This is a genomic window from uncultured Kordia sp., from assembly GCF_947489565.1.
In the GTDB taxonomy this organism is placed as follows: Bacteria; Bacteroidota; Bacteroidia; order Flavobacteriales; family Flavobacteriaceae; genus Kordia.
Window position 1 is genome coordinate 150783 of record NZ_CANLEA010000004.1, and the last position, 25303, is coordinate 176085.

22 protein-coding genes and 1 tRNA gene are annotated in these 25303 nt (G+C 32.5%); 9 read left to right on the forward strand and 14 right to left on the reverse strand.

What is annotated here, in order from left to right; genetic code table 11:
- Window positions 1–182: 182 nt before the first annotated feature.
- The 3 genes from Q0845_RS06685 to Q0845_RS06695 form a co-directional block, all read right to left on the reverse strand.
- Window positions 183–3320 (reverse strand): T9SS type A sorting domain-containing protein, encoded by a 3138-nt coding sequence (locus Q0845_RS06685; RefSeq protein WP_298511000.1) that lies wholly within the window; start codon window positions 3318–3320, stop codon window positions 183–185.
- A gap of 12 nt (window positions 3321–3332) precedes the next feature.
- On the reverse strand, window positions 3333–4265 hold the full coding sequence (locus tag Q0845_RS06690; RefSeq protein WP_298511002.1) for a hypothetical protein: 933 nt from the start codon (window positions 4263–4265) through the stop codon (window positions 3333–3335).
- A 120-nt stretch (window positions 4266–4385) separates the two neighbouring features.
- Window positions 4386–4616 carry a hypothetical protein gene (locus Q0845_RS06695; RefSeq protein WP_298511004.1) on the reverse strand — a complete coding sequence of 77 codons (231 nt, stop codon included), beginning with the start codon at window positions 4614–4616 and terminating at the stop codon, window positions 4386–4388.
- A 494-nt stretch (window positions 4617–5110) separates the two neighbouring features.
- Here Q0845_RS06695 and Q0845_RS06700 point away from each other — a divergent pair, with 494 nt between their 5' ends.
- The 5 genes from Q0845_RS06700 (at window position 5111) to Q0845_RS06720 (ending at window position 9662) form a co-directional block, all read left to right on the forward strand.
- A complete protein-coding gene (locus tag Q0845_RS06700) occupies window positions 5111–5656 on the forward strand; it encodes an ATP-binding protein (RefSeq protein ID WP_298511007.1) in 546 nt (181 codons plus the stop codon).
- On the forward strand, window positions 5653–7551 hold the full coding sequence (locus Q0845_RS06705) for an ATP-dependent DNA helicase RecQ (protein ID WP_298511009.1): 1899 nt from the start codon (window positions 5653–5655) through the stop codon (window positions 7549–7551). Before Q0845_RS06700 ends, Q0845_RS06705 begins: the two co-directional genes overlap by 4 nt.
- A gap of 3 nt (window positions 7552–7554) precedes the next feature.
- On the forward strand, window positions 7555–8502 hold the full coding sequence (gene fmt, locus Q0845_RS06710; protein ID WP_298511011.1) for a methionyl-tRNA formyltransferase: 948 nt from the start codon (window positions 7555–7557) through the stop codon (window positions 8500–8502).
- 179 nt (window positions 8503–8681) lie between these two features.
- The gene (locus Q0845_RS06715) at window positions 8682–8957 is read left to right on the forward strand and encodes an HU family DNA-binding protein (protein WP_298511385.1); all 276 of its coding nucleotides are present in this window, start codon (window positions 8682–8684) and stop codon (window positions 8955–8957) included.
- Between the two features lie 135 nt (window positions 8958–9092).
- Window positions 9093–9662, forward strand: coding sequence for a YqgE/AlgH family protein (locus Q0845_RS06720; protein ID WP_298511013.1), 570 nt, complete (start codon window positions 9093–9095; stop codon window positions 9660–9662).
- A gap of 2 nt (window positions 9663–9664) precedes the next feature.
- On the opposite strand, the gene Q0845_RS06725 is transcribed toward Q0845_RS06720, so the two are convergent.
- Together Q0845_RS06725 and Q0845_RS06730 are read right to left on the reverse strand one after the other, a co-directional pair.
- Window positions 9665–10504, reverse strand: coding sequence for an aminotransferase class IV (locus tag Q0845_RS06725; RefSeq protein ID WP_298511015.1), 840 nt, complete (start codon window positions 10502–10504; stop codon window positions 9665–9667).
- 53 nt (window positions 10505–10557) lie between these two features.
- The gene (locus Q0845_RS06730; protein ID WP_298511017.1) at window positions 10558–10947 is read right to left on the reverse strand and encodes an START-like domain-containing protein; all 390 of its coding nucleotides are present in this window, start codon (window positions 10945–10947) and stop codon (window positions 10558–10560) included.
- A gap of 132 nt (window positions 10948–11079) precedes the next feature.
- Between Q0845_RS06730 and Q0845_RS06735 the strand changes: the two genes are divergently transcribed.
- Window positions 11080–11153: transfer RNA gene (locus Q0845_RS06735), tRNA-Met, on the forward strand.
- Window positions 11154–11241: 88 nt separating this feature from the next.
- Here Q0845_RS06735 and Q0845_RS06740 read toward each other — a convergent pair.
- Complete coding sequence (locus Q0845_RS06740) at window positions 11242–12381, reverse strand: J domain-containing protein (RefSeq protein WP_298511019.1); 1140 nt, start codon at window positions 12379–12381, stop codon at window positions 11242–11244.
- 375 nt (window positions 12382–12756) lie between these two features.
- Here Q0845_RS06740 and Q0845_RS06745 point away from each other — a divergent pair, with 375 nt between their 5' ends.
- Window positions 12757–13164, forward strand: coding sequence for a hypothetical protein (locus Q0845_RS06745; protein ID WP_298511021.1), 408 nt, complete (start codon window positions 12757–12759; stop codon window positions 13162–13164).
- A gap of 55 nt (window positions 13165–13219) precedes the next feature.
- On the opposite strand, the gene Q0845_RS06750 is transcribed toward Q0845_RS06745, so the two are convergent.
- From Q0845_RS06750 to mobF, 8 genes are all read right to left on the reverse strand, one after another.
- Window positions 13220–13480, reverse strand: a complete 261-nt coding sequence (locus Q0845_RS06750) for a helix-turn-helix transcriptional regulator (protein WP_298511023.1) — start codon at window positions 13478–13480, stop codon at window positions 13220–13222.
- Window positions 13481–13853: 373 nt separating this feature from the next.
- Window positions 13854–15305, reverse strand: a complete 1452-nt coding sequence (locus Q0845_RS06755; protein WP_298511025.1) for a site-specific integrase — start codon at window positions 15303–15305, stop codon at window positions 13854–13856.
- A 296-nt stretch (window positions 15306–15601) separates the two neighbouring features.
- Window positions 15602–17533 carry a DUF3732 domain-containing protein gene (locus Q0845_RS06760; RefSeq protein ID WP_298511027.1) on the reverse strand — a complete coding sequence of 644 codons (1932 nt, stop codon included), beginning with the start codon at window positions 17531–17533 and terminating at the stop codon, window positions 15602–15604.
- A complete protein-coding gene (locus Q0845_RS06765) occupies window positions 17530–18006 on the reverse strand; it encodes a three component ABC system middle component (protein WP_298511029.1) in 477 nt (158 codons plus the stop codon). The genes Q0845_RS06760 and Q0845_RS06765 overlap by 4 nt, the downstream gene beginning before the upstream one ends.
- Window positions 17999–19219, reverse strand: coding sequence for an ABC-three component system protein (locus tag Q0845_RS06770; protein WP_298511031.1), 1221 nt, complete (start codon window positions 19217–19219; stop codon window positions 17999–18001). The genes Q0845_RS06765 and Q0845_RS06770 overlap by 8 nt, the downstream gene beginning before the upstream one ends.
- 278 nt (window positions 19220–19497) lie before the next feature.
- Window positions 19498–20061 carry a hypothetical protein gene (locus Q0845_RS06775; protein WP_298511033.1) on the reverse strand — a complete coding sequence of 188 codons (564 nt, stop codon included), beginning with the start codon at window positions 20059–20061 and terminating at the stop codon, window positions 19498–19500.
- A 22-nt stretch (window positions 20062–20083) separates the two neighbouring features.
- A complete protein-coding gene (locus Q0845_RS06780; protein WP_298511035.1) occupies window positions 20084–20668 on the reverse strand; it encodes a hypothetical protein in 585 nt (194 codons plus the stop codon).
- Window positions 20669–20758: 90 nt separating this feature from the next.
- Window positions 20759–23371: a MobF family relaxase gene (gene mobF, locus Q0845_RS06785; protein ID WP_298511037.1), complete on the reverse strand. Its 2613-nt coding sequence runs from the start codon at window positions 23369–23371 to the stop codon at window positions 20759–20761.
- A 196-nt stretch (window positions 23372–23567) separates the two neighbouring features.
- Here mobF and Q0845_RS06790 point away from each other — a divergent pair, with 196 nt between their 5' ends.
- Both Q0845_RS06790 and Q0845_RS06795 read left to right on the forward strand, forming a co-directional pair.
- Window positions 23568–24239, forward strand: a complete 672-nt coding sequence (locus Q0845_RS06790) for a hypothetical protein (protein ID WP_298511039.1) — start codon at window positions 23568–23570, stop codon at window positions 24237–24239.
- Between the two features lie 139 nt (window positions 24240–24378).
- A complete protein-coding gene (locus Q0845_RS06795; RefSeq protein ID WP_298511041.1) occupies window positions 24379–25239 on the forward strand; it encodes a restriction endonuclease in 861 nt (286 codons plus the stop codon).
- Window positions 25240–25303: the final 64 nt, after the last annotated feature.

Below are 25303 nucleotides of genomic sequence, written 5' to 3' on the forward strand. Positions count from 1 at the left end.
CTTTACAACAATTCAAAGATGCTATCATTATTCGTTTTTTTATCCGTAGAAATTGCTTGTTTTTAAAAAACGGATAGAATTACCTTTGTGTAGGAATAAACTAATATCAAGAAGAAGTCATAACCAAGCAACTAGTGACTAGCAAAGCTTTTATTATCCACTTACATTTGTAATTAATTCGTCTATTTCTTAAGTAGTTTAACCGTGTGAGTATGTACTCCGTTCGAGACTTTAATTAAATAAACTCCTTTACTCAAATTACTTACATCAAGCTCTAATTTTGGGGCTTTCATTTCAAAGGTTTCAATTTTTTGTCCTTGAAAATTAATTATTTCTACCTGATATTGCCCATCAAAATTCTCAAGATAAATTGTTGTTATATCCTTGGCTGGATTTGGAAACAAGGAAAGACTTTCTGATGCAGCCTCTAAGGTTCTACTTTTACTCTCATCTGAGTTATAGACTAAATTTTCCCAAGGACTTATAGGCTCATCCTTAAAACTATTTGACCTGTTAGGTTCACAGGGATGGATAAATGCATCAAATACACTTCCATTTTGAGCAATAAAATCTGGATTTAAATCAATAAAATCTCCAGCTCTGTATTTCACATTTTGTTCAACTTGTATTGTTGCAGTTGAATGAATTTGTCTACGAGCTTCTTTAAAAACATATGAGTTACCATACGTTCCAGACTCATAAAATATTTCGTCTTCTGGACAAACAAAACATCCTTCCCAAAGTCCTCTACCAAAAGTTCCTACTCGCAACTTATTTAGTGTATAGTATGGTTTTATACCTCTTTTTTCAATATTAGGAAGACCAGTTCCTACTATTGTCCAGTTGTAGTTTCCTGCATCTAAATCACTTCCATGTAAATAATAAACACCACAATCTTGAACCACATAAATTCCTTCGTGAGTACCTTTTTCAATGGCGATATTATAATCATTTGCATGTTTAACACCACATTTAGGTAAATTACCAGTAATGTCAGTATATATCATATCTCCTTGACTATTTATATCAAGCATAACTGCTCTATACTCTGAATAAGAAGCATCAGTATTACCGCTAGTGGTAAAATAATACCTGTCATCTATATAATGGCTCTCTTTTACACTTCCGAACGCTGTGTTAATAATAGGCTGTCCTGTGTCATAAGGCATTTTAATTTCAACCCAGCTATTCATAGCTACCTGAGGATCTGAATCATTAGCTTTATTGCAATAGAACAACACTTGGTTACCTCCATTTGGAGTAAATTCTACACCATTTGCAAATAGAACATTATCATTTTTTTGTGAAGCACTTAGTTGTGTTAGTACAAGGTCGTTACCATTGGGTAAAAATTGAGAAAAGTTAGATATTTTGGTTCTAGTTGTTGGAATAACTCCAGGAATCAATTCAGTTTTATAAACATTCCCAAAGTTAACATTATTCTCCACTCCATGCGTATATAATACAGTTCCATCCTGAGCAGGTTCATACCATCCATTATAATTAGTTGAATAAGCCGATGGAAAATCTAAATCTACAGATGGAGCATAATAATTTGCCGAAACAAAATCTGTTGTTCCTGTTTGACCACTGGCAAAATAAAATTGATATTCATCCTCATCTATTATAGTAGCACCAACTCCATCTGATATGCCAGAGAACATATTCCAGTCATGGGTTAAGTTCGGTTGGTTATACGAACTATTTAATCTGGTAGTACCATCATGATCTAAAGAAAGTAATATTTTATTCAGATCATTTTCACTATGATCAAACTTTTGAACCATGCCAACTCCTAGCCCTAAGTCTTTACTTTCCCATGTTACACCATTATCAACAGATTTGGATATGCCTCCATGATGCGCCACCCATACTTCATTTTGATGTTGAGGATGTGGATGCCATAAAAAATGTTCTTTATCATCATGTAGTCCGCTATTTGTAGGTTTCCCTATATTATTAACAAAACCATTATTGGTTCCAGATAATCCTAGTTGAAAAGAATAAATAATTTTTTTATCATCAAATGGATTTACAGCAAAAGCAAAACAAGCACCGAAATTTGATGAACCTTCACTTTCAGATTGTAACATATCTTCTGAAAGATTAAACAATCGTAAAGACCAAACTTGTTTCAAATTGCTAGTCTTAATATTGCAATGGATCTTTGCTTTGTATGGATCTGCGGCTGAGGATAAATTAGATGGGGAAAATTCAAATGTCGCTGCTTCTTTCTCAATGGAACTAAATACTTCTTGACTTGTTTGCCAACCATTTTGTGTTACATACGTCTTTACACTAGAGACGCTTGCAGAACCAAAATTTTCTATTATTTGAAAACTAGTTGCAAAAAAATTTCCATCTGGAAATAGTTCGTCAGATTTTACAATTTCTACATCGAGGCATTCAATCATACTAAAACCATTTGGAGATGAAGGAATAAATACTTCTTCCAAATTATTCGGGTTATTAGGATCATTAATATCGGTATACTTATATAACCCTTTGGACTTGGCAATAAAAATTTCGTCTGGATTATCTGGATTAAAGATTACTTTATTTATCTTACCATAAGATACTATTTCAGCAGATAGTAATTTACGCCAAGTTTGCCCATAATCTCTAGAAATTAAAATTGCCCCATCAACACCTAAACGATGAGATTTTCCATTAAGGTCACCTCCTAATGTTGAAACAGCCACGATAGTACCAGGGTAGGCTTCAGAAAATTCTGCCCATGCCACTGCAGAAGTATCCCAATTATCGCTAACGCAAGTCCATAACTCACCTCCATTACTGCTATAAAAAAGACCACCAAATGTAGATCCTACTAACATACTTAATGGATCATTCATATCTATTCTAATAAATTCGGTATGACCTATTCCATTTAAACGAGTTTCAGTTCCTGTAGTAGGATTTGATTGACTTCCAGAAGATTTTACTACTGGTCCAAATTCTTCCCATTCGCATCCTTTTACAGGTAAATCCTTAATATCTGATTTACTATCTAACGAAGAAAAATAACGTTTCAAACTATAATCATAACTTGCTAGTTTTATTTCCCAATCTGAAATAAATCTCATAAAATCAATGTATGGACTACCTTCTGTTGCCACTCGCTCAATTCCATAAGTTTCAATCTTTTTTTTGTAAAATTCTAAGCCTTCTTTTTTTATATCGGTAAAATTATTTTCTCCCAAAATAAATTGATAGGGTTCATTTGGATTCTCTCTACCTTCTTTTGAGGTATTTTGACCAAAAGAAACTTGAAACAAGAGCAAGAAAATTACAACTTGTATTTTATATGTTGTTTTCATAATTGCTCAATATTATTTGATGTCTTTATTTTTTAATAAGGCTTTTATTTCTTCATTTTCCTTTTTAAGTTGAATCACATAAAGTGTTAGCTCTTCTATTTTTTCCATGAGTTTGGCATCCATTTTAGCAACATCAATTCCTGAATTTGCAATTTCTTCTGCGCTTGGAACATTTGGTAAATGTCCTTTTTCTTGAATGTGTTTTTCGACTTGAGAAAGTGTTAATAAATGGTAATCATCTTTAAAAACGTAATCGGCCCAATCATCACTTGATCTAACGGCTACTCTCACTTTTTCAGTTAAAATTCCTCTTCCTACATATAAGTTGTAATCTCCCGATAAAGTAGCTCTTGGGAAATTGTTTGGATTATTTGGATCAAGTCCAATACTTACTTTTCCGTTATCTGCCAAGAACAAAAAATGATTTCCAAAACCACCTCCATTATTTCCATTTGTACTTCCATCTGGTTTCCAAAAATTAAGTCCTGAAACACCGTTAGACATATACTCTATTCCCCATTGACCATTTGGAGCACTGACATCACCTCCAAAGACCATCATAGGTCCGCCATAAGAATTGTTTCCTGTAATTTGAATTCTACCATTATGGACATGAAGCTTACTATTGGGATTCTCCTCTCCTATTCCCACTCTTCCATTAGTTCTTACTACAAATTGACTAAAATATGAGCCTTGGTTAAATCCTGATTTTCGTAGATGTAATAATGTATTTATATTACTACCAGCAAGAAATGTAAATGGACTCGTTATTCTTAAACCTGATTCCATTGTTGCATCTTCAGGAAGAATAATATCTGTTTTTGCTGTTGGAGTTATAGTCCCAATACCTACATTCCCATCATCTGGAAATATATTTGTTTGAGAATAAGTAAAGTTTACTAAGATTAAGCATATTATTAAGAGGAAATTATTTTTTGTTTTCATAATGATTATTTTAATATTAAATATGGTATGGTTATATTTTAAAAGCATTTCTAATTGTATGTATATGTATTTTTAGAATAGAGAGAAAAAAAGCGAACCGAAGTTCGCTTAAAACGTTTTTTAACCACCAACATCACAATTAGTAGGTACTCCTCCTTCAGGGTTTCTACTTGTATGTGTTCCAAAAGTGTCACAGCCATCAAGACTTTTTGGTTGTTCATTTGGGCAATTAACTCCCATACAATTAGTAACATCTTCTGTACCTTTGTAACCTCCTTTTAATTGTGTAAACTGAAAATTGGAAACTAATCTCTTATTAAGCTTTAATGATTTTAAATTTTGTTTTTTCATAATGTGTGTTTTTTAATGTTAATATTAAATGTGATATAGCTATATTCTTGTTTGATTCTTAGCAATCCATTTTTGTAAACTCTCTTTAAGCGCATACTAAAAATGAAATATTGTTTTGCTGTTTTCTCGTTTTAGATTGCTCTATTAGTTTTCCGAACTTGGGTAGAAGTTTTTCTCGTTAACTCAACATCCTTTTTCTTTTGAAATATTTTTTTATGACAGTACATATTTTGAATAAATGTTGAATCAAAGTAAATGTGTTGATGCCAATAAAAAAAGGAATGTAATTGGTGTTTTATAAAAGATCAATTGCGTTTTTATAAAACATAAATAAAATATTATCTATGAGTTTTTCCATTCTTATAGGTTTACAAAACCGTATAGACGAATTAATTTATTTATGTGATTTTCTTTTACAATCGAACCATCAAGCAAAAACAAAAAATTTCATATTCCTATCATTTTGCGTAATTTTACCCCATAAATTATTCAGATTGAACACGAAAAGAGTACTTATTATTGGTGGACCTGGCACAGGAAAATCTACATTGATTACAGCTTTGGAAGAAAAAGGACATGTTTGCTTCCATGAAATTTCGAGAGAAGTAACAGCTGCTGCACAGAAGAAAGGCATTGAACAACTATTTTTAACACAACCTTTGCTGTTTAGCGAATTGTTATTAAAAGGTAGAATTCAACAATTCAAAGATGCCGAAGCACTCAAGAATTCGTTCGCTTTTTACGACCGTGGAATTCCGGATGTAGCTGCATACATGGATTATACAGGAGATGAATATCCTGATATGTTTAGAGATGCTTGTAAAGAACATTTGTATGATGTGGCTTTTATGCTAGCGCCGTGGAAAGAAATTTACGAGCAAGACAATGAACGTTACGAGAGTTTTGAACAGGCAGAAACCATTCAGAAGTATTTGACAACGGCGTATGAAAGTTATGGTTATCAACTAATTGATGTCCCTTTCGGAACGGTTTCAGAACGTGTTTCATTCATCCTAAATACACTTAATACTCACGAATGACCAAACCGCTTGCACTTCTAGAAAAATATTGGGGACATACTTCGTTTCGTCCTTTGCAAGAAGAAATTATAAACGCGGTTATTCAACAAAAAGATACCTTAGCTTTATTACCAACTGGCGGTGGAAAATCGGTATGCTTTCAAATTCCTGCCTTGGCAATGGATGGAATTTGTATTGTGATTTCTCCCTTAGTTGCCTTAATTCAAGATCAAGTGGCGAATTTAAAAGCCAATGGAATTAAAGCAATTGCCTTAACTGGCGGATTGAAAACGACTGAACTGAGCGATTTGCTAGACAATTGCATGTATGGCGATTATAAGTTTTTGTACTTATCGCCCGAACGTTTACAGCAGGAAATCATTCAGGAACGCATCAAGCAAATGCCTGTCAATTTAATTGCTGTTGATGAAGCGCATTGTATTTCGCAATGGGGAAACGATTTTCGTCCAGCGTATAAAAACATCAATACCTTACGTGAATTATTGCCAAACATACCTTGCATTGCACTTACTGCGACTGCAACGCCAACGGTTGTCAATGATATTGAAGCAAGTTTACATTTAAAAGAGGTTCAGAAGTTTCAACAGTCGTTTACACGTGAAAATTTAGCGTATACCGTGTTAGAAACTGAACACAAAATCTTGACGATCGAAAAAACTTTGCGCAAATATCCACAATCATGTATAGTGTATACGCGCAATCGAAAAAGCACCATCAGTATTCATGAAGCACTTTCACGAAAAGGATTTACGAGTGTATTTTTTCATGGTGGACTTTCGTCAGAAGAAAAAAAAGGCAATCTCCAAAAATGGTTGAGCGGAAAAGTACAAACCATTGTGGCCACAAATGCTTTTGGAATGGGGATTGACAAACCTGATGTAAAAAATGTAATTCATGTGCAATTGCCTGATAGTTTGGAAAATTATTATCAAGAAGCGGGTCGTGCAGGACGAAATGGCGAATATGCAAACGCGATTATTCTAACAGATGCCAATGATATTGATATTTTACAAAAACAGTTTATTCATAACTTACCAAGCATCGATTTTTTAAAACTTGTGTTTAGAAAACTGTGTAGCTTCTTCCAAGTTGCCTACGGTGAAGGTTATGATACCAAACATGCCTTGGCTTTTTATGAATTTTGCAAAGCATATCAATTTCCAACACAAAAAACGTATACAGCGTTACAATTACTCGATAGACATAGCGTGATTCAGCTTTCGCAGAACTTTCATCGGAAGACTTCTTTACAATTCATCGTAGATCAATTCAATCTCATGAATTATTTAGATAAAAATGCGAACGTAAGTTTAATTACTCAAGCCATCTTACGAACGTATGGCGGTGCTTTTGAACAGAAAATAAATATCAACACACATTTCTTAGCTCAAAAGTTAGGCATTCCAAAAGGTAAAATTAACGAGACCATTCAGCAGTTGGCAAAAGATGAAATCATTATTCTGGATGAATTGCAAACCGATGCCGAAGTCACTTTTTTAGTCGCACGTGAAGATGATAAAACCATTCATCCGATCGCAAAAGAAGTTCGACAACAAAATGAATTGAAAAAGAAACGTGTGCAAGCTGTCATCAAATACATAAAAGATACAGAAACTTGTAAAAATATTCAGCTTCTCTCCTACTTTGGAGAAAAGACACAAACTGCTTGCGGAATTTGCTCTGTATGTAAAACTCAAAAAACTGCAACTCCAAATAATGATTTGCAATTACTCGTAAGAGATGATGTTTTAAAAGTATTGCGACAAAAGCCGATGACCTCAACAGAAATTTGCGTTGTTTTACCCTACAGAGAAAACCTCATATTAGAGATAATTCAATTACTTTTGGAGGCAGAAAAAATTAAATTAACAGAAACAAACACTTATACCATATAATATATGAGAGATTTGAGAATCGTTTTTATGGGTACGCCCGATTTTGCGGTTGCAACATTAAAAGCATTGTTGGACGCCAATTATAATGTGGTTGGTGTCATTACTGCGCCCGATAAACCTGCAGGTCGTGGACGCAAGTTACATCAATCGGCTGTGAAAAAGTTTGCGTTGGAGCATAACTTAAATGTATTGCAACCTACCAACTTGAAGCGAAAATCATTTGTAGCCGAATTAAAAGCATTAAACGCAAACTTACAAATCGTAGTTGCTTTTAGAATGTTACCCAAAGTGGTTTGGCAAATGCCCGAATACGGAACTTTTAACTTGCACGCTTCTTTACTTCCTAATTATAGAGGTGCAGCACCCATTAACTGGGCAATTATAAATGGAGAAACAAAAACGGGCGTGACAACTTTCTTTATTGATGAAAAGATTGATACGGGCGCGATGATTTTTCAGGAAGAAATTGACATTGACCCAACAGAAAATGCAGGTTCTTTACATGACAAGTTGATGAATGTTGGAAGCGGTTTGGTGGTTAAAACAGTTCAACAGATAGAAAAGGATGAAGTTACGACGACCATTCAGCCAAATTCAGAAGATGTAAAGACTGCTTATAAGATTCATAAAGAAACTTGTAAAATTGATTGGACTGATACTATAGACAATATATATAATAAGATTCGTGGTTTGAGTCCATATCCTGCTTCTTGGACAACTTTATATAATGGAGAGGACACCTATAATATAAAGATATATGAAGTTGCAAAGGTGTTGGAATCGCATTCAATTCCTGTTGGAAGTGTGATTAGCACTAAAAAGGAAGTCAAAATCGCGGTAAAAGAAGGGTACATCATTGTAAGTATTTTACAGCTTCCGGGGAAGCGTTCCATGGAAATTAGCGCTTTATTGAACGGTTTTACTTTCGAAAAAGAGGCAAAAGTCTCGTAACCCTTATATTTACTGATACGAGAGAAAAACAATAAAAAATAGCTGTGTTTATTAACAATCGTAATAAGTTATTAACAAAAACCCGCTTTTCCCGCGCTATTACTTGCATGGCAAAGAAATCCGTATAAATTTGTAGTGCTTTTAAAAATAATGTTTAACCAACAATTAATAATTCAACGATTATGAACAAAACAGAATTAATTGACGCAATGGCTGCTGACGCAGGAATTTCTAAAGCTGCAGCAAAGAAGTCATTGGAATCATTTTTAGGAAATGTAGAAGGAGCTTTAAAAAATGGAAACAGAGTTTCTCTAGTAGGATTTGGATCTTGGTCAGTTTCAGAAAGAGCTGCAAGAGAAGGAAGAAATCCACAAACTGGAAAAACTATCCAAATTGCTGCTAAAAAAGTAGTAAAGTTTAAAGCAGGATCTGATTTAGGAAAAGCAGTAAACTAATTGTATTTATACATAAATTAGACAAAAAGCACTCAAATTTGAGTGCTTTTTCGTTTTTATAAGTGTATTAAAAAAGCACTGTATTTGATTATTCCGTTTTTTTTTAATAGATTTAGTTAACCTAAAAAATCATAAATGATAGCCTTAAAACCCGATAAAGGACATCTTTTAATTGCTGAACCATCTATTATTGGAGACGTATCTTTCAACAGATCAGTTGTTTTACTTGCTGACCACACTGATGAAGGATCTATTGGCTTTATTTTAAACAAACCTTTAAATGTTGATCTTTCAGACTTAATTCCGCAATTTTCAAACGCTAAAACCACGTTTAAAGTATATAATGGCGGACCTGTAGAACAAGATAATTTATATTTTATTCATAAAATACCACATTTGGTACCTAATAGTATAGAAATTTCGCTGGGGATTTATTGGGGCGGCGATTTTTCTTCTATTATTAAATTATTGGAGGAAGATAAACTACAGCAAGATGACATTAAGTTCTTCTTAGGCTATTCGGGCTGGCATGCCAATCAACTGAGTGAAGAATTGAATTCTAATTCTTGGATCATTGTTGAAAATGAATTTAAGAAAGAAATCATTTCAAAATCATGCAAATCGATTTGGCGTAATAAAATGATGGAATTTGGAGGCGAATATTTGATTTGGTCAAATGCGCCTGAAGATCCGAGTCACAATTAAAGCTACGCTCCTAGTCGAATTCTGACATTCAATTTTGCTATTAAATCTCTCGCAACGGTAGATTCAAACTGTTTTTTGCGGTATTTTGTGATGGGTACAATTCCTCGAATTACATTCGTGATAAAAAATTCATCTGCTTTTTGAATTTCAAAAGGTGAGATACTTTCTTCTTTCAATTCATAATCTGATGTTTTTTCTAGAATTTCTATCAATTGTTTTCTTAGAATTCCTTTCAGACATCCATCGGTAATTGGTGGTGTTTTGATTGTGTTTCCTTTTACCAAGAAAATATTCCCATTTAAAGCTTCTATGACGCTTTTATCTTCATTTACTAACAAACAGTTGTTCAAGTCATTTTCTTTCGCGTAAATGCTTCCTAATACGTTTATAACTTTATTATTGGTCTTTAACGTAGAAAGCAATCCTTTGTTGACATAAAAATCTTTGTACAAATCGACTTCATAGGCTTCTTCTGAAAGTAAATAAAATGGAGATGCTAGCGAATTTGCCGTGATCATGTATTCTATATCATTAGAAGTTGGCAAATACAATCCGCCATTTCCTCTATATACTGTAAAACGTACACGTGCATTTTTCAAATCATTCGCTGCTAACACTTTAAGAATTTCTGCTTCTAGGAATTCCATCGTAAAGTTCATTGGAATTTCCATTCTTAGTATTCGCATGGATTCCATTAATCTGAAATAATGATCTTCCCAAAAAAGAATTTTGTTAGCAACAATTCTGAGGGTTTCAAACAATGAGTCTCCGTACTTTAGCCCTCTATTTTCAACATCTAAGGTCGTTGTTTCGTCGCTGATGTTTCCATTAAAATTAATCATAAAAAAAGCCTTGATTTTCTCAAGGCAAATATACTTTTTAAAAATGGTTTTTCTTAGCGAGAACCTAAAACTTGTTTCAAACTTGCAATTTGGTTTTCCCAAAGTCTTTTTCCTTCTTCAACTTCTTCATCGTCATCTGCATGATCGATTACGATAAGGGAGACATCTTTCGTAATTTCGTCAACTACGATCTTCATTTCAAAATAATACGATGTATCTTCATTTTCCTCCCATTGAAAGCGAATGCGTTCATTATTTTTTTTCCCTAGTAACTTAGCTGTTTCTTCACTACCGTCCCAAATAAAGGTAAAAACCTCTCCTCTGGAATTCACATTATCTGCATACCATTCGGATAATCCTGAAGGTGTAGACAAATATTGGAACAAAAGCTGTGGTGAAGATTGTATAGGGAACTCAATTTCGTATTTAATTTTATCTGACATACTGTATTTCTTGATTATGTTTTGACAATATATACATTAATTGATAAGTTTAAAAGAAAAGAACAAAAAAAATAATTTTTGTGTAATATTTGCTCAAAAAAAAATAGTTTATATATTTGCACCCGCAAACAAGGCGAGGTAGCTCAGTTGGTTAGAGCGTCGGATTCATAACCCGGAGGTCTCGGGTTCAATTCCCGATCTCGCTACACCTATAAACACTAGAAAAGCTAAGATTCTGAATCTTAGCTTTTTTGCTTTCCTAAAACATACCTAAAACATTTTGGGTTTTATTTTTTAACCAGTCAATAACTTAACTGTTTCATTCTCTTCAGTTAGTAATGGAGTTACTTTCTTTAAATTGTTTTTATAACTTTGAAAGGTCGCTTTTGTAATTGACTCTTTTGATTGCTCAATCCAGTCATCAAAAATATCATCTAATTGTTTGAACCTGTCTTGGATTTCATTAGAAAATTTATAGATTATTTCAAATTTGATATCATCTAAAGATTTGAAAAGTGCGCCAAGCAAAGAACCTAGCCAACTTCCTATGATTGTTCCAATCCCGGGAAGTAGAAAAGTTCCTGCTATTCCTCCTGCCGCCGCCCCACCCCATGTGAATGCTTTATCATAAGTTTCAACAGCCTCAGAAGCTCTATCTTTTACTAAACTATGAGTACTGCCTATAGAAAATGAAGGAGTTACAAATTGTCTTCTTGGGTTCATTAGGATATATTGTAGCAACAAAGCCAATACTCCTATCAAAGCAATAGAAAGGGGAAACCACCACAAATTTGCTAATTTTAACAAACTTGGGAATGTTTCTCTTAAAAAAGGAAATTCTTTTACAGCATAAACAAATGAAACTGCAACTGCATCTCCTAGTAAAATTGGATTTCTATATAAATTTAGGAGCCAATATTTTCTTCTTTCGGCATACATATCCTTAAATAAACTAAATAATAAGTCAGCACTATTTAGTTTAGTCGCTTTCTCTATTCTTTTAAAATATCTTTTTAATCTAGTATTTGTATCAATAATCTTGTAAGCAATATCTTTTTTAATTACTTGTTTTAATTCTTTAGAAGAACCCGTTGAATGAACTTTTCTCCTTATGTAATCAATTAAGTCATTTTCTAGCTGTGAACGAAGATCATAATATCTTTCTTCTATTTCACTGAAATAAATCTCTAAGTTCTCTTTTAAATCAATAGCTAGTTGAATATCATCATCTACCTTTTTCTTACTTTTAACATTAAGGAAGCTTGATTGCAATATTGTATAAGCAACAGAAATTGTTATAAATTTATTATGGTCTCCAGTATCAATATTATCGGGATGATACCTTTTAGATAATAATTTATATCGTCTTCTTATTTCTTGAAAATCACTATTGGGTTTTACACCTAAAATTTTATAAGCAGTATCTTCGTTCATTTTTATTATTAAATTGATAATAGGAAATTTAAGCTAAGTTTAGTTCATCTCCTTACGGTTTTCCGCATTTGAAGTGTTTTTCCATCAATTCAATTTAACTCGTTGCTTTAACGCATTCCAAATTCCCAATTAAACACTGTTATCTCACACTTTTAGTGACATGTGGTGTTATCGATCAATTGCAAATATCGCCTCTTGCCTTTGCGCGCTTGCAAGACCAAACCCTGCGGGAACACGAACATTTTTCTAAAAAGAAAAATAACCGATGTTGTCTTGACCTTTACCTCCGCATCGGCAGATGAAGCATTGTTCGAAACCCAACATGCCAAAAGGGTTCAACTTAAAAACAATGTTTAATCTTAAAAATTTAAAATTATGGCAGTAGCAACAGTAAAACAAAATGGAACAGCGAAAAAAACGCAATCAACAGGAGCCGTAAAAACAGCCGAAAAGGCAAAAGCAACATCTGCAACTAAGAAACTTGTTCAAGAAGTAATTCCACCAGTCACAAAACCAATTAGTTTACATGACCGTATGAATAACTTTGAGAAACTTAACGGTTTAGCCAATCAACGCACACGGCTCATGACAACTTTAACGAGCTTAACTAAGTTCAAATACAATAATGGCGACTCATGTGTATTTTTAATTCGTGATGAAAATGGCGAAGAATTTAAAACCACGAATACCAATCTTATCCAACTTGTGACTAATCATTTACAAGACACATTACTTCACCGCAAAGAAGAAATTGAAAAGAAGATTGTGAAATTTGAGTTGTAAATAAACCAACTTATTAAGAAAATAGCCTCTCGGATTTGAGAGGCTATTTTTTTGTTTATTTCTTTGGTGGTTCGTTATCGTTGGCATTATCAAGAATTTTGATATGTGAGTTTAACGCATCTATCCAACAATGTAGATGAAATGCTGTTGGTGTTCGCACACCACACTCCCACTTGCCAACCAGGCGATCTGCAACACCTAAGATATCATTGACATCATCTTGGGTAAGATTAAGCTCCTTTCTTCTTGTGACAAGCTGGCTCACAACATCTTTTAAAAAGTCATCGCGGGTTTTATAAGGGTAATTTATTTTCATGAGTTTTGTCTCCTTTCGACAATTTTGTAACTGAAAATTGTCGCAAAGAATATGCACACAAAATCTTGTGTAATACGCACATAAAACTTCTCATATCATTGTGTGAAAAGCCTGTGCGTAGTGGCTTTAAAAAATATTTTGTATGTCTTATTTCATCGTAAATCTTTAACCAAAGGAAATGATATGATTAAAACGATTAATAATAATGATGTGATATTGATAGACCCCGAACAGGAATCAAAAGTTGTTGCAGAACTGCTTTTATCCATGAATGCGTTTGTGTCGATTAAAACAGCAGAAATTGCCACAACATTGGATAAAGTCACGCAATACCGCATGCGTAAAGAAAAACGTTTCCCCCAACTTTACAGACTTAACCATCATGGATATAGGAAAGCGTATAAGATACAGGATTTGAAAAACTGGCTTGAAAATCCTGTTTCGTATCAACAGTCGAATGATTAGCTTTATTAAAAACCTTTTCGCGTAACTGCTCAAAACTTGGCACGCTCTCAACGTTTGGACTTTTGATAATAATTTCAATGGCTTTGTTGAGAGCGTTTATTGCCATTTTTTTCTCTTTATCGTAAGAGTAATGGTCATAAATTCCTGTCACATCTGACATAGTATGATTAAGTAAAAGAGAGGCAAAATCACGCCGACCAAACAATCCCGCAACAATAGTTGCTCCTGTTCGTCGTAGATCATGCGGATAAAATTCTTTGCTAATCTGAAATTTCTTAAAATGACGCCTAAAAACTTGTGAAAGTGTCCATACTTTAAATGGTTTAATTGTTTTGTCAATAATTTGACACCTACCGTTATATCTTGCACTACCAAAGACCCAATCACTATGTCCTGTGTATTGTTTAACCTCATCAATCAGCGTCATAGCTAAGTTACTTAAATGAACACGGTGCATCCGTCCATTTTTTGATGTAGGCATTGTCCAAACACGACTATATGGATCTACATCATCCCATTGCATATTTCGAACCTCAACAGAACGAGACGCTGTACAGAGTAAAAACTTAATAGCGAGTATTAAACTTGGCGATACGGGAAGTTTTTCAAGACCATGCCAAAATTTATAGATTTCTTTAGGGCTAAGGTGACGTTGTCGTTTTCTCTTTGGCACATCTACTTTAAGTCCGATACAAGGATTATTATTTTGTTCAAGTAGAAATAACCCTGCTCCATAATTAAATAATCGCTTGGTGTATTTCAATAAGTGCCTCGCTGCACTTGGTTTACCATTGTTAATCTTTGCTCTAACTGCATTCGAAATTTCTCTTGGTGTGATTTGAGCTATCGGTTTTTGCAATAATTCGTCCCCTAATCCATTGCGAATAATATAATACTCATTCTTATATGTTTTTTTTCCTGCCTTTTTAGAATGCTCCACATATAAATCCAATAAATAAGAAACAGTTTTGTCATCTTTCTTGTTCTTTCTAATCAATCGCTTTTCTTCTAAAGGATCGCCACCAAACTCAACAATAAATTTAATATCAGTGTGCCGTTTACGTGCCTCATTAAGCGACATCTGCGGGTATCGACCAATACTCATTCTTTTATTCTTATTTTCTACGCGATATTGGACAATCCATGTTCTTATTCCTTTTGGTGAAATACGAATACCAAAACCATTTAATCCACGAAACCAATAAATTGTATTTACAGGTAAAGGTTTGAGTTTTTCAATCGCTAAATTTGACAGTATTATGGAAGTTTTTGAGCTGTTTTTTTGACTGTGTCTTTTCAACTTGTCTACGTACTTGTCTACTTTTGGTCTGTTATTTGATGAAATCGTATGTTTTTGCATGAAAGGCAAATACCCCCTATAAAAGAAATTCGGTCATAAAAATTTCTTTTAATAATAGATACTTAGAAAACAATATGTACGCACATGAAGTCGTAAAAAATGGCGCGCCCAGCAGGACTCGAACCTGCAACCTATTGCTTAGAAGGAATTACGAGGAATATTTACCTCTTTTAACCCGCTGATTCTAAATACTTTTTTAAAATAATTTTTAACTAAATTTGGTTGTCTACTTATGCGCGAACAGTAGCATAAGATTGAAAAAATGTAAAGAAAAAATGAGAATATGATATTAAACTTTATTCAATATCTGGCCAATCTTGAGGAATTAACCTTTCTTCTCCATCTCTAGGCCATCTATATTTAGTAGCCTTTTTATACCTTTCATTTTTATGTAGATATGCATGCTCTAAAACTATGACTTGCAAGCCATTTTGCTTTTCAACTTGATCAAATATAAAATCAAAATGCTTATTTAACGCTTCTCTATCTTCATCTATAATAATATCTTGATCTATCTGGTCTTTTGGATAATAAGGTCTACTAACTTGATCTAAAATTATCAAACCTGGAACTGGGCTCTTTTTTATTTCAAAAAACTTATGAAACGCAAATATCAAAGCCAAGTGAATACTAAGGTAGTTTTCATCTGAACCAATTGATGAAAAACTTTCTATTGCTCCAGAGTCATTATTGTAAAGCTCAATTGTTGGCTTTTTAGATGTAAATTTAATACTATCATCTTTGTAATGTTCGTCTATAGGTAAATAAGCTAAATTTTTTGTGGCATTATTAGAAATAAAAGTTTCTGCTTCCTCAATTCGTTTTTGTCTTTGCTCAATGCTATAATTTTCATTTATTGCATCAAACTCCTCTTTATATCTAGTCAATCTAGATGAATCAAATTCTTCTGCTTCCTTGAAATTATCGAGGTAATAAGAAACCCGCCCTATAGTCCTCAATATCATATCATTATTGTTTTTTTGTTTAGTTGCAATACTTGATTCTTTAATTAAATTTTGAATTTGTGATTCAAGTTTAGAAGCTTCTTTGGTTTTCTTTTGTATTAGTTCATCTAACTCAATAATGTAGCCATCCAACTTCGGCTTATATTCGTCAACAACTACACTCTCTTTTTTCAGTATGTCAAATGATTTTTCTATTTGAGAAATAATATCAGACGTTTTCTCTAAATGAGAATCACAAATAGGACAATTAGATCTTTCTAAATTAAATAAATCAATTACGTTCAATTTTGATGCTTGCTTTTTCGTTACAGTTTTAAATTTTGAACTACTTGATTGATTTTGAATGGCTAAAGTTCTTTTTCTCTTTAGCCTATTTATCTCAGATAAAATTGAAGATTTAGAAGACTGTAATTCATAAAGTAATTTCTCATTTTCAAAAATAATCTTATTAGGTTGCCAGTTCAACACACCTTTTAAAGTATTTTTTATTGAGTTTACATCATCTACAAACTCTTCTTTTTTTAATAACCCCACCTGAACAACTTCATTAAAAAGCATTTTTAAACTCTCAATGGATTGCTTTTTAAACTGTTCAAATGTTGATTTTTTCTTTTCTTCAGTCTCAATACCTCTTTTTAAGCCTTTTAATTTTTTTAATGCCTGTAACTCTTCAAGGTCAATCGCATTCAAAAAGTAAGGTAATGACGGAATTATATGCTTAGCTGAATTGACATCGTCTAATCCGTGAAGTAAATTTTTTCTACTATCAATTACTTCTTTATCAAGAAAAAGATATGGAGTTAACTGTCTAATAGAAATACTGTTTATCTTTGAACTTTCATCTTTTTGGTAGTCCTTAAAATTGATTAAACCAAAACGCTCAGACAGTAATTGTTTTGCTTGAGTTGAATTAATCTTGCCTTTTAAATCTTTGGAATTTTCAGGTATTTCAATATCATTACCAATTTCAAGAAACATTTTACTTGAAGCATTAGAAGATTTTTGAGAAATCTCTCTAACAATCAATATTTCTGTACTTCCTTTTATTAGCTTAATACCAACAAAAGATAATTTCTTTTTAATTAAATTGGAAAGAGCAATACTGGAAGAGCATAAACAATAATCAATAGTCTCAATTATATATGTTTTACCAGTTCGAGAAGCACCAGTGATAATTGTTACGTTTTCAGGTTCAAATTCTAAGAGCCTGTTTTGACCATGTTGACTATAATATACTACATGACTAATATTCCATCTACTCATAATTGAAGCCCTAAATGATTATATATTGTTTTTATAGAATTCACTTGCCCTAACCATTTGCCTAATCTATCAGCCGATTTAAATAAACTCTCTAGTTCAAGGCTTTTATTTTTCCCAACATTTTTTTCTATAGGAATCAACAATCCTGAACTATCCAAATGAAGAGTCTTTTTAAATATGGCAAACTCAATTGCTGGTTTTAAAAATTCATTGGATTCATTTATTCTTGATGTGAGATTTAATTGTATTTCAGGATTATTCTCTATCCATCTAAAAAAGCCAGTTTTTATGTTAGTTCCTCTAAAAGTTTTTTCTATTTCATAAGATAAAACAAGTGGTAAAGGCAGAATAAGAAGCGGGAAAGGAACTCCCAATTTTGCTTCACTATGATATCCTTTACAAAAATTAAAAATTATCAATGAGCAAAATGCTGGGTTAGTTTCAGCAAAAACATCTATACTAATTTTATTCATTTTCGTCTTCTGAAATTAATGATTTATAATCACGATGCCAACCAACTCTCTTATCTTTTGATAGCATTTGATAACTACCTCGAATTAAATCGGGATTTCTATAGTTTCTTGAAATACTTTTAACTTGATTGATGGCTTCTGTATGACTCCAGTCTAGCAAAGATCTTCCTACTGATTTTTTCTCTTCTTCTAAAATATTCTTATCCACTTCATCAAATTTATAAGACCATTCATCTATCAATTTTTCATCATACTTTTTTAACTTGGGAATAAGAGAAAAATTCTTCATCCAATTTTCTCTTTGAATCCTTGCTTTAACTTCTGTATTAAAAGAACGCCTTTTTTGAGTTTCAGAAGCTTCAATTATATCTAACTGTGCTAAATGAATTTTATGATTCCAATCAGGAGCAGGTAATTCCATTTCATCAATATCATCTGTAAAACCATCACTATATAACTCTGAATTTTTTTTGGAAATAAATTCTTGTAATTCACTAAAATATATGCACTCTTTTCTTTCGCGAGTTAATGACCTTACCGCCTCCCTGTCCCACCAAGAGATGATTGCTTCTGCAAGGCTAATTTGATTTTCTTTTTTTGTGCTTTTTCTAATTTTTTTAATCACTTCATTTTGTGATTGATCTATAGAAAATGTATCAGTATTAATTCTAATATTTTTTAATAAGTTTTTTCTTTTTTGCTTATTTAATTCAGTAAAAGCTTCACAGCCTTTATACTTTTTACCATAAGGTAATAGCTTTTCTTTTTCTCCTTTTTTCCGTAAATCAAGATTTTCTTTTTTTACTTTAACTCTTTCACTGATAACTCTGTTCGCTTCATTGAGTAGCTCTTTTTCAAGTTCATCTCTATCACTTGATTCTTCTTTAAGAACATTTAAAACACTATCATCATTAACAGATGCGACAGTCGAAAGTGTAAAAATACCATCTCTTGGATCATTTGATTGTATAAAATCGCACCAGACTTTTAAGGTGCTCCATAAGTCATCATGTTTTATAGAAATCTTAGAACTAATCGTTTTATGCTTTAACTGTGTTAAATTTTTTGTATCACCGTCTTCATGATAAACATCATCTAAGGTCTCCAAGCTAACAAAAGCATCATCGTTTTGAGAGTCCAAAAGACATATCAACGCATATATTGCCTGATAATAATATCCTAATGCTGGTCCAATAGCGCTATGTGAGCTCATTTGTAAATTACTTTTTTATCCGAACTTTAACTAAATAATTTTCACGAAAAATGATTTGTTATTTATAATAAGTTAGATTTTACTATTATTTTTTATTTAATTATATCTATCAAAGGTAAGAAAAAGAAACAATGAGATAATACTCTTTTCCGTAAAACGGTTTCGCTAGTATGACTGAGATAATAGTTTTTCACTCATTGTGTCATATATATCAATGGAACATTTATATGAATTTATAAAACGGGTTGGTTTGTGAGTACGTTATTTGACAATGTTCCCTAGAATTGAATTTTAAATTTATCATATATTTTTATGGTCTTAGTGAAAATTTTGAAACTTCCATTATCCTCAGTTCCTTTTCCTTTGAGATTTTCTCCATTCACACCCAATAATTCCTTAACATTATTACTTTGTTGTGCCTTTGGTGTAAATAATACATTTATTTCAATTGAATCTTTGATTGAAGAAAAATCAATATCAGTCAAAGATTTATCAAATTCAGCATTCTGCTTTTGTATTTTTTTATATTCATTTATCCATTTCATGTCATCTATATCAAATGTGAATTCTATTGAACTATTTTTTACATTAGAATTATAAGTATAATACAATTCACCTGCATATTGTTCTCCATTATTTTGTCGCTTATAATCTCTTGAAACAGTTATTGTAAAGGCAGTATTTTCAGGAAAATTAGTCGTGATAAAAGTTTTAATTTCTTGATTAGATATTTTTTCTGTTTTGATTTCAATATTTAGATTTGATACTTCTTCTTTATACTTAATCTCTTTACAACTAATAAGAATAATAGTTACAAAAAGTAGTAATGACACTTTTTTCATATTTGATTTTCTTAAATTTATATTAGCGAGGTACAGTCTGATTAATTGTCTGAAAAAACCTTGATCTCGAAACGTAAGTTTTAACATCAACTTTTGTTATGCTTGATGTACCGTCATAAACTGGATTAATTACTATAGACCATAACCCAGGTTCTACTCTGACTGACTTACTACCAGATTGTGCAGAATTTATGGAAAAACTAGGAATATGCTCATTACTTAATTTAGTAGTGTTTTTTGGCGGCATTGGTATTAATCTAACATCTACAGAATTTCCCTCTATTACTTCAAATTCTAAAGTAATTACATCTTTGCTTCCATGTCTTAAATCTATATCATAAAAGATCATTTGTCCTTTTTTGAGTACTGCTACCTCATCACGCATTTGTTGTTTTGAAAAAATAGGTCTAGTGATAAAACCATAAATAATAATACCAAATAAGCCAATCCACATTATCCTTCCTAATGTTATTAGTGCTGATAGTTCTGAATCATTTTGCCCTTTTCTTCTTCGTACTTTAATTATCGTTCTTATTATAATTTGAGCAATTAGTATTATTAAGCCTGCAAGAACTCCAATGCTTAAATCTGTTAGTATCTGTTTCATTTTAAATTATAATTTTAATCAATTTAACAAATGCAATGCATTAAAATTTACGGTTTTCCGCAATTGGTAAAGATTTTCAACTATAACCACTTATGACCCCACCAGCTCCAACGCACCTTTTCGGTCACCAGATTGTTTGATCGCGTTAAGAAGTTCTTGTTTATCATCGGTATAGATTGTGACCGCCTCACGACCTCTAGAAACGCTGACATAGAATTGATTTTGATTGCTTGCAGGAAAAGCAGATGCGGGTTGCGCAATGATAACTTTATCAACAGTTTTACCCTGTGCGCTGTAAGATGTACTGGCGTAAGCATAATCAAAATTTCCGTGTCTTTTATCTAATAAATATTCAACACGTCTTTTGCCCGAATTTCGATATGCTTTAACAACGCCTTTTGATGTAAAGCCCCTAATGTTTAAAACTGTTCCGTTATCAAGACGTTTCCCATTAAGATCACGCCCGTTTTTATTAATACGAATTTCATCGCCTTTGGCGAGTTTAACTGCTCGGGTTTTATAGAGATCAAAATTTTTAGCATCGGATAGATTAAGCGTAAAATTTGTGCCTTGATTGTCCTCCCCTATAATTTCATTCTCCCCGATATCAACAACTCTTAACACACTCCCCTTAGTTATTCCTTTTAGGTTGAAATGGCTTTGAATAATGAGCCCTTGATAATAATTTCTGGTATCTTGCTTTTGTGCCACGCTGTAATGGTAATTATCAAAGACTGTAACACTGCGCTCTTTCTTTTCAATATATCCTTTTACTTGTAAAACATCACGAATATCAAGGTTGAGTGTTTTGACTTTTTCTCGCATTGGCGTGATAACCAACATGGATTTTTTCTCGGTTTTGGCTTCTAAATAATCATCTGATATGGCTTGATTAATTGTTGCGTAATCAGCTTCATGGATTGCGCCCATTTTATCAAGATGTTCAAATCCAAGCATGATATTGCCTTGACTGATTTCATGGATGGCGGTTTTGTATTCAGCTATTTTCTGTCGATAAATCGTATCAACCGAAGCATAAGGTACACGTCCGATTTCTTGCAAAAGGCGTAACGCATCGCCTCTTTGCACGGCTGTGTGTTGTTTCGTGTCGCCTGAGAGCATTAAACGCAATTCTAATTTTTGTGCAAGCTCAAAAAGTTTCAACATATCATCCGCGCCGATCAGTCCTGCCTCATCAATCCATACAACTTGACCTTTGATCTTTTCTTGGATTGTTTTATCAATTAATAATTTTGATAATGTATCGGCTTGCTCAAATCCCTCATTCTTTAAGACGTTTCTTGATGCTTCTGCTGTCGGTGCAAACAGAAAGATTTCTTTACCCTGTTTTTCAATCTCTGGAACAATGGTTTTGAGAAGTGTGGTTTTGCCTGTTCCTGCACCGCCATTGATAATATTGACCATATTTCTTGATTGCATTACATAGCGAACTGCTTTTTGCTGTTCATCGTTAAGATGATTGAGATGTGAAACATCAAACCGATTTTTTAATGCGGGGAGTGTTCCGATTGTTGATTGGGCACGTTCAATGATTTGCTTTTCTTGGCTCTTAATAGTTTCCGTTGTGCAATAGATTTGATGATCAGCCGTGACTTTAAATATTTCATCTCTATTATCCAAAGCTTTATCAATCTGTGCCAATGAGATATTAGAATTATCAATACTGTATTGATAAGCTTGTGAGAGGATTTGTGTTTGACGCTTTACAGAAGAATGCGCAAAACAATGTTCAACTGCGTGTTCTATTGTTTTCTCAACTGTTAGGTTACTATCTGTTGTTGGTTCTTCTTCACTTGTGCTAGGAGTGATGTTTTCTTTCAATAGTTCATCATGCCAAATCTCTTGTAATTGGGATATTGTCCGGCTGTTATCTTTTTTCTCTCTGGTCTTTGCACCTAATTTATCCAACATCTTAGGGTTTGTGATGTTGTTATCATTCGCCACTTGTCCAATTAAATTGGTGCGTTTTGAAAAAAACTCAATCGCTTTGCTTGGAATAACTGTCATTTCAAAACCATGTTTGGTTTTACGCAAGTCATAGCCTAATGCGCCTAGCTTATTGGCTAATCGCTTATGAAAGCGCGCTTGATAATACGGCATATCTTTTCGGATATAGTAAAACTGCGCCGCTTTATAACGATTTTCTTGTGTGTCAAAGCTTAGGTTCATCGTCACACAATGAATATGATAATGCGGGTCTGGCGCATGTCCAGTAACAGCTCGTGCTGTCCAATGCGGAAAGTTACACCAAATCATTTCACCTGTGCGTCTGTCTTCGTTTCTGCCATTGGTACGCACACGCACGAACATATTTTCTTGCATCTCGCACATGGTTTTATAGACACTGTTATCAACCGCTTGTTTGATGTTTTCATCAGGGCACAGACACAAAAAGATTGAAACAGATTTCGGGCAATGAAAACTGATATCATTACCTATACGTCTATCTGGCATATTGCGTGGTGTTAGGTTTTCGCCTGTTAGGGGATGAATATTGTCACATAAATTATGAAAGATATGTTTGTCGATGGGTTTGTTTTCTAACCCCAAACGCTTGGCTATTTTACCATTAAACACGCCTTTGGTTTCAACATCTTCGATATAGTAATCCGCTTTTGCAAGACTGTCTTGAAAATACTTTTTAGCTTGGTTGGCATTTTTACTTTGAAATATTCGTATCACTGCTGATCTCCACTAAAATTGATGACAGTGATTTTTTAGAGTATTGACTTAAAATTGTGTACGCACAAATAAATCAAGATTTTTTGTAGTAAATATCCTTATTATATTTATTCTTAAATACTATTTTTATTTACGAAATTACTACATTTGAATAATACCTTTATTTAACTTTTACCTTTAATTAAAACCACTAATAATGAAAAAACAAACTTTAATCATTGTATTATTATTAATCGGATTACAAACGATTTTAGGACAAACCACAGAACAACAAAGGCGTGCTGATGCTTATTATCAAAATCAACAGTCTAGAGAACAAAAATCTAAATCTTGGAATTGGTTATTTAATTCTTCAAATACTAAGTCAAATTATAGCAAAAACAATCTTGTTAAATGGGAATATAAAGATGGTGGTTGGTATACTGGTCAAATAAATTCTAGTGAATATGTATCAGGCTTTGGAACTACAAAATATGCAGATAATAACAGCTATTACTCAGGTCAATTTTTTGATGGAAGAAAAAATGGAATTGGAGCTTATTTTTGGGCAAGTGGAAGCAAGTTTTTTGGTATGTATAAAAATGATTCCATAACAGGATTAGGTATATATATTTGGAGTGACAATTCAATTTATAATGGTTATTGGAAAAATCATAAAAGAGAAGGGTTCGGAATTAATGAATGGATAAATGGAAACCATGATGACAAAACATTAATCAAATATGTAGGAGAGCATAAAAATAACATTCGACATGGATATGGAATAAAATATTATAAAAACGGAACTTATAAATCAGGTATCTGGATAGATGATGTTTTAAGTAAGGAACTTTCAAAACTTGAGGTCTTAGAAGCATTAGGATTTTAATGAACAATAATTCTTAGAAATATAAATAAGCCTTAAAGGTTTAATTTTCAAAATATAAGGAAAGAAACGCTTTTCTGCTATTCGTTATAATTAGGACTATCCTACTTTATAACAACTTAATTTTTAACTAAAAATATAAATGACAAAAGATATAGTAATAATAGAAGATGATTTAATGATGAATCATTATATAAAAGAAAATGTATTATTTAGCTCATTTGAGTCAAAATTAAATGTAGCTTCATTTACAAATTATGATGAATTTATAAAAAATATAGATATTTTAAATAATAATTCAATATACATATTAGATTATATAATAGGTGGGAAAAATAGAGGATTAGATATATATAATATAATAAAAACAAAAAATAAGACCGCTAAAATCATATTCTATTCTACATTTCAATTAGGTTCAAAGGTCTTTCAAAACATGATCCCTATAAATGACAAAGATAATATTATGTTTTTGTCTCCTATGGAGGGCCCAGAAAAACTTACTCAATCTATTGAGGTATTTACAAAATTAATTTATGATGAAAATAATAATAACAAGTTATTAGCAGTTAAAAATGATATTGAAATAATAAATTCAAATTTATTAGAATACCTATCAAGAAACCCAAAATCAATTTATAACATTAATCCTAGAAAATTTGAAGAGCTAGTAGCACAGCTTTTTAAATATGAGGGTTATTATGTTGAACTAACTAAGGCATCCAATGATGGAGGAAAAGACATTTATGCATATAAGAAAGACTTTTTTAATGAGCAATTATTTGCTGTTGAGTGTAAAAGATTTAGTGAAAATAACAAAGTAGGAAGGCCAATCTTACAAAAATTATATGGAGTAGTAGAGCATGAAAAATTAACTGGAGGGATCCTTGTAACAAGTTCTTTTTTTACCAAGCCAGCAAAGAAGTTTACAAAGCAACTTAGTAATCGAATATTTTTAAATGACTATTATAATTTAATGGAACTGATTGCAAAACATAAGTAAAATAAAAATAGTATAAATAAGGGTGGAATCATTTTTCACGCAGTATCTTTTGAAAAATCTCGCG

Coding starts and splice junctions, on each gene's coding strand:
- Q0845_RS06685 (WP_298511000.1), bottom strand. CDS start 3,320: ATGAAAACAACATATAAAATACAAGTTGTAATTTTCTTGCTCTTGTTT.
- Q0845_RS06690 (WP_298511002.1), bottom strand. CDS start 4,265: ATGAAAACAAAAAATAATTTCCTCTTAATAATATGCTTAATCTTAGTA.
- Q0845_RS06695 (WP_298511004.1), bottom strand. CDS start 4,616: ATGAAAAAACAAAATTTAAAATCATTAAAGCTTAATAAGAGATTAGTT.
- Q0845_RS06705 (WP_298511009.1), top strand. CDS start 5,653: ATGACCAAACCGCTTGCACTTCTAGAAAAATATTGGGGACATACTTCG.
- fmt (WP_298511011.1), top strand. CDS start 7,555: ATGAGAGATTTGAGAATCGTTTTTATGGGTACGCCCGATTTTGCGGTT.
- Q0845_RS06720 (WP_298511013.1), top strand. CDS start 9,093: ATGATAGCCTTAAAACCCGATAAAGGACATCTTTTAATTGCTGAACCA.
- Q0845_RS06725 (WP_298511015.1), bottom strand. CDS start 10,504: ATGATTAATTTTAATGGAAACATCAGCGACGAAACAACGACCTTAGAT.
- Q0845_RS06730 (WP_298511017.1), bottom strand. CDS start 10,947: ATGTCAGATAAAATTAAATACGAAATTGAGTTCCCTATACAATCTTCA.
- Q0845_RS06740 (WP_298511019.1), bottom strand. CDS start 12,381: ATGAACGAAGATACTGCTTATAAAATTTTAGGTGTAAAACCCAATAGT.
- Q0845_RS06745 (WP_298511021.1), top strand. CDS start 12,757: ATGGCAGTAGCAACAGTAAAACAAAATGGAACAGCGAAAAAAACGCAA.
- Q0845_RS06750 (WP_298511023.1), bottom strand. CDS start 13,480: ATGAAAATAAATTACCCTTATAAAACCCGCGATGACTTTTTAAAAGAT.
- Q0845_RS06755 (WP_298511025.1), bottom strand. CDS start 15,305: ATGCAAAAACATACGATTTCATCAAATAACAGACCAAAAGTAGACAAG.
- Q0845_RS06760 (WP_298511027.1), bottom strand. CDS start 17,533: ATGAGTAGATGGAATATTAGTCATGTAGTATATTATAGTCAACATGGT.
- Q0845_RS06765 (WP_298511029.1), bottom strand. CDS start 18,006: ATGAATAAAATTAGTATAGATGTTTTTGCTGAAACTAACCCAGCATTT.
- Q0845_RS06770 (WP_298511031.1), bottom strand. CDS start 19,219: ATGAGCTCACATAGCGCTATTGGACCAGCATTAGGATATTATTATCAG.
- Q0845_RS06775 (WP_298511033.1), bottom strand. CDS start 20,061: ATGAAAAAAGTGTCATTACTACTTTTTGTAACTATTATTCTTATTAGT.
- Q0845_RS06780 (WP_298511035.1), bottom strand. CDS start 20,668: ATGAAACAGATACTAACAGATTTAAGCATTGGAGTTCTTGCAGGCTTA.
- Q0845_RS06790 (WP_298511039.1), top strand. CDS start 23,568: ATGAAAAAACAAACTTTAATCATTGTATTATTATTAATCGGATTACAA.
- Q0845_RS06795 (WP_298511041.1), top strand. CDS start 24,379: ATGACAAAAGATATAGTAATAATAGAAGATGATTTAATGATGAATCAT.